We start from the raw sequence: 14,388 nt of genomic DNA on the forward strand, positions 1-14,388 counted from the left end.
AAGATAGCCAAAAGGTTTAAAAACGAGCGTTAAAACCTTAGTAGGTCTGCATGTACGTTATTATAACTTTTACATGACCAAAGGATTTTTTCAAGCTTTCAGGTTTTCGGATTGGCTGCCCATATTCGAGTCTTAGTGACATTTTTCGATGGATAATTGATGGCAGTAACTTTCACATTTGCCCGCTGGGTAAAGAATCGGAAAGTGATTAAAAAATATGGGTAAAGTATTGCCCATATCTTTAGCCAAACAACGCCCCTCAAAAACCATCCGCTTTTTAGCTCATATCACGAGCAAAAAAAACGCCTTCCCGTAAAATCGGGAAGGCGTTTAAAATATTTAAAGAACTTAAATTTTACTTTTTCTTCTCTGCAGAGCTACCCAAATCTATTACGATAGGCGTAGAGATACACAACGATGAATACGTACCAATGATACGACCAATAAGCAATGCAAAGATAAATCCGCGGATGCTATCGCCACCAAAGATGAAGATTACCAATAACACGAAAAACACTGTTAATGACGTTAGAATGGTACGACTTAAGGTACTGTTCAATGCGAAGTTAATTAAGTTGTTACGCTCTTCGCCATGTAAATCATCTTTACCGGCTTCTTTCAGTTTCTCACGTATACGGTCGAACACAACAACTGTTTCTGTCATGGTATAACCCATTACAGTTAAAATCGCTGCAATAAAATCCTGACCAATTTCCAATGAGAATGGCATTACACCATCTAAAATTGTATAGAAAGAAAGTACCATTAAAACATCATGGAATAATGCGATAACCGCACCCAAACCGTATTGCCATTTCTTGAAACGGATAACGATATAAATGAACATGAACAAACACGAAATCAATACCGCGTAGAATGCGCCGTTCACGATATCACTTGCAATGATAGGCGTTACTTTTTGCGAGCTTACGATTTCGTATTTCGAGCCTGATAAACCTTTAGTTAATGCGTCTTCTACAACTTTATCCGTTTTAGGGTCTTGGTCTTCAATGTGGAAGGTAGTGGTAATTTTAACCTGGCTATCTTCACCAGCAGTTTTAACTTCAGGGGTTTCGTTTCCGAAAACAGGGTTTAACTTTGTTTTTAAATCTTCGGTATTTACCGCTTTATCGAAGTGTACAAGGTAAGTTCTACCTCCTTTAAAATCTACACCTAAATTTAAACCACCATTTTTAAAGTACATACCAATACCTGCAACAATAATAACTGTTGAGATTACATAGTAAATTTTACGGCGGCCAACAAAATTAAAAGCTAGATTCTTGAATGCGTTACGGGTAAAGTTATTGTCGAAACTTACCTCAACTTTACGGTTTAGCAATGAATCGAATACAACTCTTGAAATTGCAACAGCAGCAAACAATGACGAAAGGATACCAATACATAATGTGGTTGCGAAACCCTGAACCGGGCCACTGCCAAACACATAAAGAATAGCACCTAAAATAAATAGAGTAACGTTCGAGTCAATGATTGAAGGCATTGCATGTTTGAAACCTTCTTTAATTGCAGCAGCAGTATTTTTGCCATGCGCAAGTTCCTCACGCACACGTTCGAAAATTAAGATGTTTGCATCAACCGATAAACCAATGGTTAAAACAATCCCGGCAATACCAGGTAATGTTAAAACTGCACCAAGTGATACCAAGATACCAATGATGAAGAATAAGTTTAATAATAAAGCGAAGTTTGCAACCCAACCGGCACGGTGGTAATACAACGCCATGAAGATTAAAATTACGATAAAGGCAATTACGAAAGAGATTAAACCATCGTGAATAGCCTGTGCGCCTAAGGTTGGACCAACAACGAAGCTACCCGCAATACGAGCAGGTGCAGGTAATTTACCAGCCTTTAAAATGTTCGATAAATCTTTGGTATCTTCTTGTGTAAAGTTACCTGATATAGAAGAAACACCATTTGGAATTTCGTTTTGAACAGTAGGAGCGGAGTAAACCTGGTTATCTAATACAATCGCAATAGATTTATTGTCGTTTTGGTCATTTGGATTTCCAGAAGCTTCAGCAGTAATTTTTTTCCATTTCGCAGCGCCTTCGCTGGTCATGTACATGGTTACTTCTGGCTTACCTTTTTGGTCAAAGTCGTTACGTGAATCACTTACAGCATCGCCACCTAAGTCTGGTTTGCCATCAGCGCTTACCACTTTAATTGCATAAAGTTCGAACACTTTTGAACCTTCCATCGGTTTAACACTCCACATAAACTTCATTGTAGAAGGAATGGCAGCCGCAACCTCAGGCATTTTGAAATATGAATTAACTTTTGCAGTATCTTTTTGTGCAACCCAACCAACAATTGGTCCCGGGCGCAACGCAGGCTGTCCGTTTTCTGCCTGATAAGTAGGAATACTTAAAATAGAGAATAAAGGATTTGATTTTGCAATCTCAGCTTTAGCTGCAGTAGAATCTTTTTTACCTAAGCCAGCAAGTTTTCCACCTTTAGTGGTATCAGTAGCAGACTTTTCTAAACCTGCCAGTTTTCCACCTGCAGCAGGCGCAGCAGTTGTATCTTTAGCAGCAGCAACCGGGGCGGCATCTTTTAAGGTAGAAGCTAAAGTTTTATTAATATTTTCAAGCAATGAAACAACTTCCTGAACCTGATAAACCTGCCAGAACTGCAATTCAGCAGAACCTTGCAATAATTTATAAACACGTTCTTTATCCTGAATACCCGGCATCTCAATTAAAATGCGGTTACTTCCAGGTTGTTTCTGCATGTTCGGACTTACAACGCCAAAACCATCAATACGCGAACGTAAGATTGTAAATGAACGGTCGATAGCGCTTTCAGCTTCTTTTGATAAAAAGCTTTGAACCTCGCTATTTGAAGCGTTTGGTTTTAACTGCGATGCATTATCCTGATTTGAGAAATAATCTGCAAGTTTTACACCCGGACTTAATTTTTCAAATTCATCAACAAATAATTTGATGTAATCTTTACCACCGGCGTTTAACTGAGCTTGTGCATTTTGCAATGCTTTGTTGAAATTAGCATCATTTGTGTTGTCTGCTAATGATTTTACCAGTTCCGATAACGATATTTCCATCGTTACGTTTATACCACCTTTTAAATCGAGGCCTAAATTGATCTCTTTCGATTTAACAGACTGATAAGTGAAACCCAGAACAGGGTATACTTTCTCAGTGCTCATCGAATCTAAATAAGCCTTTTCTTTGGCTAAATCACCTTTCGCATAGTTTTTTGCGTCTTTCTCTACCTTGGATGCTACCAAAGTGAAAGAAAGTGCATACGCACAAACGATAGCCAATACTATCGCTATAAACTTAATAAAACCTTTTCCTTGCATTGTTTGTTTAAAATAATTTGTCTTTCGCTGTTTTTTAACAAGTCGGCAAATCTAATTAAATTTTTAAATTATAGAACCCCTTAATTGATAATTTATTAAGATTAATTTTTACCGGGCAACAAAGTAACTTTTGTTTAGCAGAACCCGCGTCAGCATTTAGTTTTGAAGGTAAATTTATTTGGAAAGCAATTGCAGTAGCGCTTAGCTTTGGTTCGGTCCCGCTAATGTTCCAAGCACCGACGAAAAATCGGTGGCTTTCCACGAATATCGGGTTTAGGTGGCAACTACAGAATATCAATTCCGCTCTAATATCCAGTTCTAATTTTTGGCTGTAGTCCTTTCGAGACACGAAGCAATCTTGATAGTGCGGTTCGTGGTCTTTAACGATTCTTAAAATAAATCTCAATAGCGAGCGCATTAAGATTGCTTCGTGCCTCGCAATAAAGAATTCCTAATTATTTTCTTTTAAGCACCTCAAAAGTATAATCATACTTGTTTTTTTCATCAGCTTTGTGAGTTTCCGAACTTATGGTATCCCATTCGCTTCTATCAATTTCAGGAAAGAAAGTGTCAGCATCGAAAGTGTGGTGGATTGTAGTTAAATATAAGGTATCGGTTTTCGGTAAAGCCTGACGATAAATCTCGGCACCGCCAACTATAAAAACAGGCTTCTCTTCGTTTTTGGTTATTTCTATAGCCTCTTCCAAACTGGTTACAACTTCAACGCCATCAATTTTTAAGTTGCCGTCCCTTGTAATCACAATGTTCCGGCGGTTCGGTAGGGGCTTGCCAACAGAGTCGAACGTCTTGCGGCCCATTACCACGGTGTGACCAGAAGTGGTTTGTTTAAAAAACTTTAAATCAGCTGGCATATGCCACAAAAGCTGATTATTTTTTCCGATAGCGAAGTTCTCGCCCACGGCAACTGCGATAGCAATGGTCATTATGTACTTTAAAATTAAAATAAATCTGAATGCGTTCCAAGTCTGTCAAGATAGATTTCTTTTGTATTCTCACTTTGGAACCAAATTAACAGCCAATCATTTTTTTGATATGACATTCCCAAAACCCAGAATCGTTACCTATTAAAAGATGAGGTTTGTATTTCGAAGGCAATGCGCCAGTTTCTCTTAATGTTTGCAAAACAATCTCGAGTGCAGCAATATCATAGTTGCGTTTTACACAGCGTTTATAATCCCTTTTAAATTGATTGGAAAAAGAAACGCTGTACATTCACTATGAGTTTAATTTCTTCATTAAATCTGAATGACTTGTTGTTTTAGTCAAATCCTCGCCTTTGCTGGTCTTTTTCATCGAACTTAAAGTCTTCTTATTAGGAACTTTGGCATTTTCCATGTTGATAACTACACCCAATTCTTTAAGTAATTGTTTAACCAAACTGCTTTTTTGTTCTGGTACGCTTATCACGAATGTTTCCATATACAAATATACCTTTTTCGATTTTAACTAAGTATGCTTATTTTTCCAATCTCCATATAATCACCTTAGCAGATTATTATTATTTAAACCGCAACTATTCCTTTAATATGTGGATGTGCCTCGTAGTTCTCCAACGTAAAGTCTTCAAATTTGAAATCGAAAATGCTTTTTACATCAGGATTGATCTTCATGGTTGGAAGTGGTTTCGGATCTCTGCTTAACTGCAAATTAGCCTGTTCTATGTGGTTGTTATACAAATGTGCATCTCCGAGAGTATGTACAAAATCGCCCGCTTCTAAACCACAAACCTGTGCAACCATCATCGTTAATAATGCATAAGATGCTATATTAAATGGCACGCCTAAAAAAATGTCAGCACTGCGTTGATATAGCTGACAACTTAATTTTCCATCGGCAACATAGAATTGAAAAAACGCATGGCAAGGTGGCAACGCCATGTTTTCAATCTCTGCAACGTTCCATGCCGAAACAATAATTCTACGCGAATCTGGATTATTTTTTATGGTATTGATGATATTTGTAATCTGATCGATGTGCTGCCCGTCTGGTGTTGGCCAGCTCCTCCACTGCGAACCGTAAACCGGCCCTAAATTTCCATCTACATCTGCCCACTCATCCCAAATTCTTACACCATTATCTTTAAGGTACTTGATGTTTGTATCGCCGGTTAAAAACCAGATTAATTCATGAATTATAGATTTCAAGTGCAGCTTCTTGGTGGTTACCATCGGGAAGCCCTCCTGCAGGTTAAATCGCATTTGATAGCCAAAAACGCTAATCGTTCCTGTTCCTGTACGGTCGTGCTTTTGTGCGCCATTATCCAGCACATGCTGCATTAAATCTAAATATTGTTTCATATATTCCTTAATCCCGAACCCATCGGAACTTTCAAATTAAAAAATTAATTAACTACAAATATGTGAAAAATCTCCATCACGGAATCTTTTAGTTTTATACATTAACTGATTTTTAAACAAGCCTGACTTTTGTATGTTTGCGCAGTGATGTCTCGATTGCAAAAAAGTCCTGATAGTCGCTCCTAATTAATACTAAAGAGATGTTATCCTTTCCAAACGCAAAAATTAATCTTGGCTTAAACATTACAGAAAAACGCGAAGATGGTTACCACAACCTGGAAACTATCTTTTATCCGGTTAATATTAAAGATTCGGTCGAAATTACCGACGCGGCTTTTACTTCATGCAAAATCCACGGTATCGCTGTTCCCGGAAATCCAGACGACAACTTGTGTTTAAAAGCATATAACTTAATTAAAAAAGATTTTGATATTCCTGCGCAGCAGATAGATTTACTGAAAAATATCCCTGTAGGAGCGGGCCTGGGCGGAGGTTCTGCCGATTGTGCTTTCTTAATTAAGTTGTTAAACAGCAAATTCAACCTCGGCTTATCTGTAGAAACAATGCAAAACTATGCCCGGCAGCTGGGTGCGGATTGTGCTTTCTTTATTGAGAATAAGCCCGTTTATGCATTTAATAAAGGAGATGAGTTCGAAAAGAATGATATCGACCTGTCATCCTGGTTTAAAGTTTTAGTTAAACCACCTGTGCACGTAAGCACTGCTGATGCATACGCACTTGTAAAACCTCAAAAGCCTTTGCAATCGATAAAAGAAATCATACATTTGTCGCCAACAACATGGAAAAATAAGGTTATTAACGATTTCGAGCCATCGGTTTTCGCAAAGTATCCCCAAATTCATCAAATAAAAACCAGTTTATACGATGCAGGCGCAACATTCGCTTTAATGAGTGGTAGCGGCTCGTCGGTTTTTGCAATTTTTAGCAAACCTGTTAATCTGCCGGAACTGGAAAAAGACAATTTAGTTTTTTACAACATTTAAACTGGGCTGAAAGTAAAAGCTGACCGGCGAAAGCAATTTCTCTGGCAACTTACACTGCCGCCCGTACTGACTATAAACAAAATGAATATAAATCTCATCCGCAAAAGCGGGAAATTTAATTTCGAAGCTGAAAACGAGAGCGGCTTTACCGTAGAACTAGATGCTAAAGCTGCAATAGGTGGCGATGGTAAAGGTTTTAGGCCTATGGAAATGCTTTTAATTGGCCTTGGCGGTTGCAGCGGCATAGACATGGTAAATGTTCTAACTAAGCAAAAAGAACCACTCGCTGATATTAAAATTGCGATTAATGCCAGTCGTAAAGATGAAGAAATGCCGCCGATTTTCGACGTTATCGATATTCACTTTAATTTATTTGGCGATTTAAACGCATCCAAAGTAGAAAGGGCTTTGGAAATGACTTTTAACAAATATTGCTCTGTGTCGAATATTTTAGGGCGCTCCGCAAAAATTAATTTTACATACGAAATAAACAACAGCATTTAGCAGGTATCGAACAGCAAGACGCATTCTCAATATTCGATGCGCAAAAACTGCTGCTGATATTAAAATCTTGAAATTTAACAATGAAATCCAACAACTTTGAAACCATAGCCATACGCACGCAAACGGAACGCAGCCTGCACAAGGAGCATTCAGCGCCAATTTACCTAACATCAAGTTACAAATTTGATGATGCTGAAGAAATGCGTGCTTTATTTGCAAACGAGAAAGAGGGCAACGTTTACAGCCGTTACTCAAATCCAAATACCTCAGAATTTATAGAGAAAATGTGCCTGCTTGAAGGCGCCGAAGATGGTTTTGCCACTGCAACTGGTATGGCCGCCATCTTTACAACCTTTGGCGCTTTCTTAAAGGCTGGCGACCATATTGTCTCTAGCCGATCCGTTTTCGGTTCTACGCATCAACTTTTAACCAATGTTTTCTCTAAATGGGGCGTAACTTTCGATTACGCAGATTTAGATAAGCCTGAAGATTGGGAGGCTCTGATTAAGCCAAATACCAAAATGATTTTTGTAGAAACGCCATCAAATCCTGGAATCGACATTATCGACTTGGCTTTTCTTGGCGAGTTGGCGAAAAAGCATAATCAACTTTTAGTCGTTGATAACTGTTTTGCAACCCCATACCTGCAACAGCCGATTAAATTAGGTGCACATCTGTCTATCCATTCGGCTACTAAATACATCGACGGACAAGGTAGAGTGTTGGGCGGAATTGTTTTAGGAACAAAAGCATTAATCGCAGAAGTTATTGGCTTTGCCCGGCACAGCGGACCGGCATTATCGCCTTTTAACGCCTGGATTTTATCAAAAAGCTTAGAAACTTTGGCTGTACGTATGGATCGCCATTGCGAAAGCGCTTTAAAGGTGGCCGCCTACCTGGAGAAACATCCAAAAATTAAGCTGGTAAAATACCCGTTTTTGCCGTCGCACCCACAGTATGAAATTGCAAAAAAGCAAATGAAGCAAGGTGGTGGCATTGTAACTATCGTTGTTGAGGGTGGTGTAGAAGGCGCCCGAAAGTTTATGGATGGCCTGCAAATGTTCTCCATCTCCGCAAACCTTGCCGATACACGCTCAATTGCAACGCATCCTGCTACCAGTACGCACAGTAAGTTAACAGAAGAAGAACGTAATATTGTCGGTATCGAGCAAGGTTCTATTCGTTTATCAATTGGTTTAGAGCATATTAATGATATTTTAGCCGACATTGAACAAGCCTTAAGCTAAACTTTTTTATTAAGTTGCTGATATATTTGAGGAACACCATTTTATTTCAGGTTTAATTAAGCTTAATTTATGCGAAACTTTTTATTGTTGCTGGTGAGTTTCTTTTTATTTTCCTGTAACCAGAGTGGCAAAGATTTATCAACTCTACCGAAAAAAGGATTAAACATGGAGAAGATTGATTTCAGAGAAAGGCCACTGGAAATTTTGAAATCAAAAATAGATTCGACCGTAAACTACGATGCAGATTTTATAAAAAAAGGATACTCAGAACCCTTCGATTACCCTGTAGGTTACAAGTTGGATTCCTGGAACGGAAAGGATTCGTTTTACGGAAAGGCATATTACAGCAAAGTAGAAGATAGCATTGCCTACTACCAAAATATATACTTTAATAGAATTGCTTTTTTATCACATGACAATAAAACGGTAGCAATTTTAGCTGATGCAGAACTTAAATCTGACACGGTTTATAACGATTTAGTTAAACAACTGACAAAGCAATTTGGAGCGCCGACTTTCAGGCCGCAGACCACGATGGATGTCTTTTATGAGTGGTCTACTCCTGACAGGCGCATCCAGATAGACTACTCGAAAGGTGGGTCAATGACTGCTGTTTCGGGTAAAGCCGTCGAATATTTAGAAACGTTTAACTTGCAAATGCTTATTTTTAACAAGGCTGAAGCGAAGCGTATCGATGAAATTCAGCAACGGAATTATGCGAAAACAAAAAACTATAAAATACTGGAAGGCGATTTTAAATTGTATAAAAATGACCCTCAAAAAAATATAGTTTTAATGGATAGCATTCTGAACGAAAAATTTAAATAACGACCGTTAGCCCAACGGGGTTTTCCGTGTCGATTTTCGATTTAAATCACTAACCTCAAGCTTTCTTAACCTACATCAATGCACAGGTTTAAAACCTGCAGTAAATTTGTATCATAAACAAGAAAGGAAATTTATGTCACAATTTATTTTGCACAAAGAAAACACCAGAGGCCATGCAAATCATGGTTGGTTAAACGCTCACCACTCATTCAGCTTTGCAAATTATTACAATCCTGAAAGAATGCATTTTGGAGTTTTGCGGGTTTTAAATGATGACTTGATTGATGGTGGAATGGGTTTTGGAACACATCCACATGATAATATGGAAATCATTACGATTCCATTAGCTGGAGCCATAGCACATAAAGACAGCATGGGCAACTCGGCCGTAATTAAAAGTGGAGAAATTCAGGTAATGAGCGCCGGTACTGGTGTTAGCCATAGCGAATTCAATGCTTTGCCAGATCAACAATTGAATTTGTTGCAAATTTGGCTATTCCCTAACAAGAAAAATGTTACGCCGCGTTACGACCAGCAGAATTTAGATGTTGAGGCCATGCACAACAACTTCCAACAAATTTTATCGCCAAATCAGGATGATGCCGGCGTTTGGATTCACCAGGACGCATGGTTTTCATTAGGCAAATTTGATAACGGCTTTGAAACTGAATACAAAATTAAAAAAGCAGGAAACGGTGTTTACGCCTTCGTAATTAGTGGCGAAGTTACAATCGATGGACAAACATTAAGCAAAAGAGATGGTTTAGGTATCTGGGATGCCGAAAGCATCAGCTTTAAAGCAAATACTGCAGACGCTGAAGTTTTGTTAATGGATGTTCCAATGGAATTTTAAATTAAGCTATTGTAGATGGTTGCAGGTTAAAAGCTTAAAAGCTTAGCCTGCAACTTTTTATTTAAGCTTTTAATTCAAAAAATATGCAAACTAAAATTCTTTATATTGGCAGGGATACGGAAATTACAATCGTTATGAACCGCTTGCTCAATGCAAGACCAGAATGGAAAGGTATTTGCGTTTGTTCTGACGATGAGGCCATATCAATTTTGAAAACGCAGAATATAGATTTGGTGCTTTTGGGTAATGGAATAACGCCAGAGTGTGAAAAGGTGCTAAGAGCGCATATAACAGGGCTCAACGCTGATACAAAAGTTATTCAACATTACGGCGGAGGAAGCGGGCTACTTTACGGGGAAATAATGGGCGCTTTGAATTGAGCTTTCCCATGCTTACCGCCTTTAAAATTCTCTATAATCTTCAAGCCCAAGCTTCCAATAGTTTATTTAGCAGATTTTAACTCAATAGCATTAAAGTGCGACATTGATATCTGCGAAAATTTTAGTCCGTAAAACTTTAGCCTCAACTAATTTTTAAATACAAAAAAATTAGAAACACTGCTATAGCAATGTTTCCAATGATCATAAAATTTATTGTGGTATCCGAAGATTCAATCTAACGGCAATTCAAATTTCGAAATCCTTTAAGAATCGACGGTAAGTTCCTTCGCTCTTAACTGATGTAATCCCTGTCCTCGTCGCTCAATTCCTTTTTACCCGAAATAGGTTGATGCTTCTCAATTTCTGCATCATAACTGCTGAGCGTTTTTCTTGGTCGCCCGGCAACAAAACCGATGATAAAACCAATAACAATGCAAACACCGATAACCAGGAGTTTAGAAACGGCAACTGTTGTTACCAGGAAGTTGAAATCGACAGCCTCTGTATTCACCATCAAAAATATGGTTAATAATGCCGTTAAAATGATAATGAAGATGGTTTTTCCGCTCATGGGTTAAAAGCTATAATTAAATGAAAATTCTAATATCGGATTTTGATTGTAAATTTTGTTAACGAAAACCAATCTCGCCCCGACATCAACAACAGGTTGATACCGTAAAATGTTTAAGCTACTGTTCAATTCTATACCATAAGTTTTTGGCTCAGTCAGTTTGGTCTCTAATCCAATATTTTCGTAGTGGCAAAATAAACCCGCCCTGAGGTTCCGCACATAAGCAAGCGAGCCAAGCTCCCAATCGGGAAAAGCAAAGGGAAAACGATAGTTGAAAAGCATACTGTTTTCTAGCTTGCTCCTGGCGAGGATATTATTATAGCCGTATACCGTAGCTATTTCTGTGGCATACTGGTTAACTCCGTTTGCGCTCTGGTAATTGAAACTAGCCAGAAACGAGTGATTTTTTGCAAAACCAGGCAAGTAAAAAAAGCTTTCTAAAGCCATAATTTCCCCTCCAAGGTTTTTATCAAAAGGCTGGTGGTTGTAAGTAAACCTGAAAACCTGTGCCCATTTAGGCGCAATATCGCGTTCGCTTGTTCTTACGCTGTGGTTAAACGTTACATTATATTCCATCGGAAACTTCAGTTTTTGAACAAAATTATTTGGCATACTTTCAGCCATGTAGCGTTGGGTAAAACTGGTGGCTGCGTTTAACGTTACAGCATAGCTCTGATTACGGGCGTTGAATGATAACGGCACCGCTGCATTAAGTTTAACATAGTTCTCCCGCCAATCGCCCTGCTGCGTGGCATTTTTAGCTCGATAGAACGTTCTTTTTGGTCTATTGCGGTACGCAACACTCAAAACCGGGTAAAGGGCTTTATAGCTAATATCTGCGGTGTATTCAAAACGGCTTAAATCGCGGTGGTATTTTGTGCCGGCATAAAAATCCATTGTATTTAACAAATTATTTGATTGCAGTTCGAGCCCAAAAACATATTCGTTATCAATAACCGGAACAATGCTATGAACATTGATTAAGTTTAAACCCTGGCGAAAGCGTTTTGAATGGAAGTTGCTATCTGGAATGTTTTCGAAAACGTTGCCAGTATGTTCTTGCTTTTCTGCCGCCGTAGAAAAATCAATAAACGTATTTTTACCAACAGCATTTTCTGATATTGGTTGCTCCGAAATCTCATAGCCATTTAATTTGTAATCATTAAAAATAATTTTGCCGCTTTCAGTTTGTGACGCGTTGAAGGCGCCGTATTTTGAATTGCTGAGTGCGCTGATTTTCTTCGACTTTAAATCCACACTGTACACATTATCGATACCGTTAAAATGCGCATTGAATACAATTTTGTCATTGATAAAAACGGGCCGGCTCAGTTGCTGTCTGCTGTTTGCAATCAGTCGTGTTTTTTTGCCGCCCGTTAACAGCCACAAACTTTTTCCTTTCTCGCTAACGCTGATGTAAGCAATTCGATTCCCTGTATTATCAAACCCCGGCGTTTGCAAAATTTCGTTTTCCGGGTTTGCGTAGGTTTTTAAAATTTTACCGGAAACGGCATCAATTTCCACAATGTTAAAGTGATTGCCAAGGTCGACTGTTGCGGCAACTATTTTTGTGCCATCTGCTGACAGGCTCGGCGAGAACAGGCGACTTTTACTTGTTAGCTTTTTAGTTTTTTTTGTCTCGAAATTATAGGAACAAATTACACTAAAGCTCCGCTGCTTGTACCGTGGGTCATAACGAATTTCATCCCAAACCAAAACGTTATTTTTGTAGCTAAACCAAGGCTGTTCCTGGTATCCAATTCCGAATAACTTTTCTTCTGATTTATCTTGCCTGATGATGACAAAATGAGGCGCTTCCTGTTTGCTTTCTTTGAGGGCTAAAATTGCATTGTTCTTTATGCGAACTGGTAAATAATAGTTTGTAGCCAGCTCCGTCTTTTTGTTTAAAGTTTCATAGTTTTCTGTGCTGAGATTCTGCCGCTGAACAGCCCAATCTTTCTTTAATTTTTCTTGTGTGGTGCGGAAATATTCTTTGGTGTTTTTGCCGGTAAATTTTTTTAAACTTTGAGCAAATGGGTATAACCGGAAAGGCCTCTTTCTGATGTCACCCAATAAGCTGTCTGAAATGAACCGTCCATATTTTTCTTTCATGTCGGCAACCATTAAATACCCGGTTTGGTAATAACCTGGAGTTACATCTTTGTTCGAACCAAAATACGCTTTACTGTACGAAAATTTTTTTCCTTCTAAAAGTGAAGTCCGGAAAGGCATAATCCATCTTGGTTGTCTGCCGCGGCCAGAAGCTGTCAGAGCTGTTTCATTTACTACTGCATCTCCCTCAAAATACCAGGTTGGTATCGCAGCACCAAAGTAGGCGAAGTAAAATAGTTCCGGAAATGGGTGCGCCTGCGTACCTGTCAATTTGTCAAATTGAGCAACATGTCTGAGTTCATGAACAGCGAGGTTGTTGAGCCAATCCTGACTGTCGAAGTTTTGTGGCGGGGTTGCGTAAAATTCAGATTTCTTAGGGGCGAGCTGAACAAAACCATTTGCGACCGTTCCGCGGTTCTGAAGCAGGAGTGGGATGGAGGTATTTTGTTGTCGCAAACCCAAGCCAATTTTAGGGTAGATTAATGGTAAAGTGTTAGCCATTCTTTGCGCTTCTTTTTCTAACTCCCGGGGATAAATGATTTTGAACCCGCCTGATTGAATATAGTTCCATCTTACACTAAGTGGGTTCTGTGCAGTGCTGAATATTTGGCCAAAAACTGTTACCGAAACAAAACTTGATGTCAATATCATTAAGTATCTGATATACAATGTTATATTTATATTAAAGGGATTCATTAAATGTTATTGCTAAATTCTTTAGTTTTATTTTGATTTTATCACAAATTTCATATAAGGTTATAATTCACTATGTAATTATTAAGCGATTGATTATTAAATATATATTAAATTTAATTTATTTATGTATTCAGCTAATTTTCGAACTTTAAGTGCCCTTTATTTATACTGTCGACATTAAATTTTTGGCTTTCTAAGTACGATAACCTAAGGTTGTTAAATTACACTATTTAATCGAAATTTATGACTTAAATTTTTATCAAAAATGATTTTTGTGTACGGATTTCTTAGATTGTTGCCGTGAGTAATTCCTCACTTTGCTTTGCCTTTCTTGGCTCTAATATCCCTTTGTTCGATGAAATTTGACTCAGCAATTTCGAATATTGCGATGGAAGATCTGCTTGACTTTGCTGGGCTTTAGAAAGTGGGTTAGCGCTGTAAAGTCTGGCTACAATTTGAACCATCTATTATTGCCGAAGCAGATATTACAGAACTTAGCTCAGAGGGAGCATTTAAAGTTATGACA

General features: G+C 38.4%; 13 protein-coding genes. 6 read left to right on the plus strand and 7 right to left on the minus strand.

Annotated features, from left to right (window positions below; translation table 11 throughout):
- Window positions 1-355 precede the first annotated feature (355 nt).
- The 5 genes from secDF to AC0IWT_RS00810 all read right to left on the minus strand — a co-directional run bounded on the left by secDF (window position 356) and on the right by AC0IWT_RS00810 (window position 5,667).
- A complete protein-coding gene (gene secDF, locus AC0IWT_RS00790; RefSeq protein ID WP_471795555.1) occupies window positions 356-3,349 on the minus strand; it encodes a protein translocase subunit SecDF in 2,994 nt (997 codons plus the stop codon).
- A 455-nt stretch (window positions 3,350-3,804) separates the two neighbouring features.
- A complete protein-coding gene (locus tag AC0IWT_RS00795) occupies window positions 3,805-4,293 on the minus strand; it encodes a dihydrofolate reductase (RefSeq protein WP_471795556.1) in 489 nt (162 codons plus the stop codon).
- 85 nt (window positions 4,294-4,378) lie between these two features.
- Window positions 4,379-4,582, minus strand: a complete 204-nt coding sequence (locus AC0IWT_RS00800; protein WP_471795557.1) for a type II toxin-antitoxin system RelE/ParE family toxin — start codon at window positions 4,580-4,582, stop codon at window positions 4,379-4,381.
- Between the two features lie 3 nt (window positions 4,583-4,585).
- Window positions 4,586-4,789 carry a hypothetical protein gene (locus tag AC0IWT_RS00805; RefSeq protein WP_471795558.1) on the minus strand — a complete coding sequence of 68 codons (204 nt, stop codon included), beginning with the start codon at window positions 4,787-4,789 and terminating at the stop codon, window positions 4,586-4,588.
- A gap of 83 nt (window positions 4,790-4,872) precedes the next feature.
- Complete coding sequence (locus tag AC0IWT_RS00810; RefSeq protein WP_056870887.1) at window positions 4,873-5,667, minus strand: thymidylate synthase; 795 nt, start codon at window positions 5,665-5,667, stop codon at window positions 4,873-4,875.
- Window positions 5,668-5,867: 200 nt separating this feature from the next.
- Between AC0IWT_RS00810 and ispE the strand changes: the two genes are divergently transcribed.
- From ispE to AC0IWT_RS00840, 6 genes are all read left to right on the plus strand, one after another.
- Window positions 5,868-6,671, plus strand: coding sequence for a 4-(cytidine 5'-diphospho)-2-C-methyl-D-erythritol kinase (gene ispE, locus AC0IWT_RS00815; protein ID WP_471795559.1), 804 nt, complete (start codon window positions 5,868-5,870; stop codon window positions 6,669-6,671).
- An 81-nt stretch (window positions 6,672-6,752) separates the two neighbouring features.
- A complete protein-coding gene (locus tag AC0IWT_RS00820; RefSeq protein WP_471795560.1) occupies window positions 6,753-7,175 on the plus strand; it encodes an OsmC family protein in 423 nt (140 codons plus the stop codon).
- Window positions 7,176-7,255: 80 nt separating this feature from the next.
- On the plus strand, window positions 7,256-8,422 hold the full coding sequence (locus tag AC0IWT_RS00825) for a trans-sulfuration enzyme family protein (protein ID WP_056870884.1): 1,167 nt from the start codon (window positions 7,256-7,258) through the stop codon (window positions 8,420-8,422).
- Window positions 8,423-8,491: 69 nt separating this feature from the next.
- A complete protein-coding gene (locus AC0IWT_RS00830; RefSeq protein ID WP_471795561.1) occupies window positions 8,492-9,250 on the plus strand; it encodes a hypothetical protein in 759 nt (252 codons plus the stop codon).
- A 133-nt stretch (window positions 9,251-9,383) separates the two neighbouring features.
- Window positions 9,384-10,103 (plus strand): pirin family protein, encoded by a 720-nt coding sequence (locus tag AC0IWT_RS00835; RefSeq protein ID WP_056870881.1) that lies wholly within the window; start codon window positions 9,384-9,386, stop codon window positions 10,101-10,103.
- 83 nt (window positions 10,104-10,186) lie between these two features.
- Window positions 10,187-10,483 carry a response regulator gene (locus AC0IWT_RS00840; RefSeq protein ID WP_471795562.1) on the plus strand — a complete coding sequence of 99 codons (297 nt, stop codon included), beginning with the start codon at window positions 10,187-10,189 and terminating at the stop codon, window positions 10,481-10,483.
- Between the two features lie 292 nt (window positions 10,484-10,775).
- On the opposite strand, the gene AC0IWT_RS00845 is transcribed toward AC0IWT_RS00840, so the two are convergent.
- Window positions 10,776-11,054: a LapA family protein gene (locus tag AC0IWT_RS00845; protein WP_471795563.1), complete on the minus strand. Its 279-nt coding sequence runs from the start codon at window positions 11,052-11,054 to the stop codon at window positions 10,776-10,778.
- A 3-nt stretch (window positions 11,055-11,057) separates the two neighbouring features.
- On the minus strand, window positions 11,058-13,817 hold the full coding sequence (locus AC0IWT_RS00850; RefSeq protein WP_471795564.1) for a TolB family protein: 2,760 nt from the start codon (window positions 13,815-13,817) through the stop codon (window positions 11,058-11,060).
- Window positions 13,818-14,388 lie beyond the last annotated feature (571 nt).

The organism is Pedobacter sp. AC464 (assembly GCF_979253075.1).

What these genes read in the sequence shown, in the direction of transcription:
- AC0IWT_RS00840 (WP_471795562.1), top strand. Translation starts at nt 10,187, where the DNA reads ATGCAAACTAAAATTCTTTATATTGGCAGGGATACGGAAATTACAATC.
- AC0IWT_RS00800 (WP_471795557.1), bottom strand. Translation starts at nt 4,582, where the DNA reads ATGTACAGCGTTTCTTTTTCCAATCAATTTAAAAGGGATTATAAACGC.
- AC0IWT_RS00820 (WP_471795560.1), top strand. Translation starts at nt 6,753, where the DNA reads ATGAATATAAATCTCATCCGCAAAAGCGGGAAATTTAATTTCGAAGCT.
- AC0IWT_RS00835 (WP_056870881.1), top strand. Translation starts at nt 9,384, where the DNA reads ATGTCACAATTTATTTTGCACAAAGAAAACACCAGAGGCCATGCAAAT.
- AC0IWT_RS00810 (WP_056870887.1), bottom strand. Translation starts at nt 5,667, where the DNA reads ATGAAACAATATTTAGATTTAATGCAGCATGTGCTGGATAATGGCGCA.
- AC0IWT_RS00805 (WP_471795558.1), bottom strand. Translation starts at nt 4,789, where the DNA reads ATGGAAACATTCGTGATAAGCGTACCAGAACAAAAAAGCAGTTTGGTT.
- AC0IWT_RS00845 (WP_471795563.1), bottom strand. Translation starts at nt 11,054, where the DNA reads ATGAGCGGAAAAACCATCTTCATTATCATTTTAACGGCATTATTAACC.
- AC0IWT_RS00830 (WP_471795561.1), top strand. Translation starts at nt 8,492, where the DNA reads ATGCGAAACTTTTTATTGTTGCTGGTGAGTTTCTTTTTATTTTCCTGT.
- AC0IWT_RS00825 (WP_056870884.1), top strand. Translation starts at nt 7,256, where the DNA reads ATGAAATCCAACAACTTTGAAACCATAGCCATACGCACGCAAACGGAA.
- AC0IWT_RS00795 (WP_471795556.1), bottom strand. Translation starts at nt 4,293, where the DNA reads ATGACCATTGCTATCGCAGTTGCCGTGGGCGAGAACTTCGCTATCGGA.
- ispE (WP_471795559.1), top strand. Translation starts at nt 5,868, where the DNA reads ATGTTATCCTTTCCAAACGCAAAAATTAATCTTGGCTTAAACATTACA.
- AC0IWT_RS00850 (WP_471795564.1), bottom strand. Translation starts at nt 13,817, where the DNA reads ATGATATTGACATCAAGTTTTGTTTCGGTAACAGTTTTTGGCCAAATA.
- secDF (WP_471795555.1), bottom strand. Translation starts at nt 3,349, where the DNA reads ATGCAAGGAAAAGGTTTTATTAAGTTTATAGCGATAGTATTGGCTATC.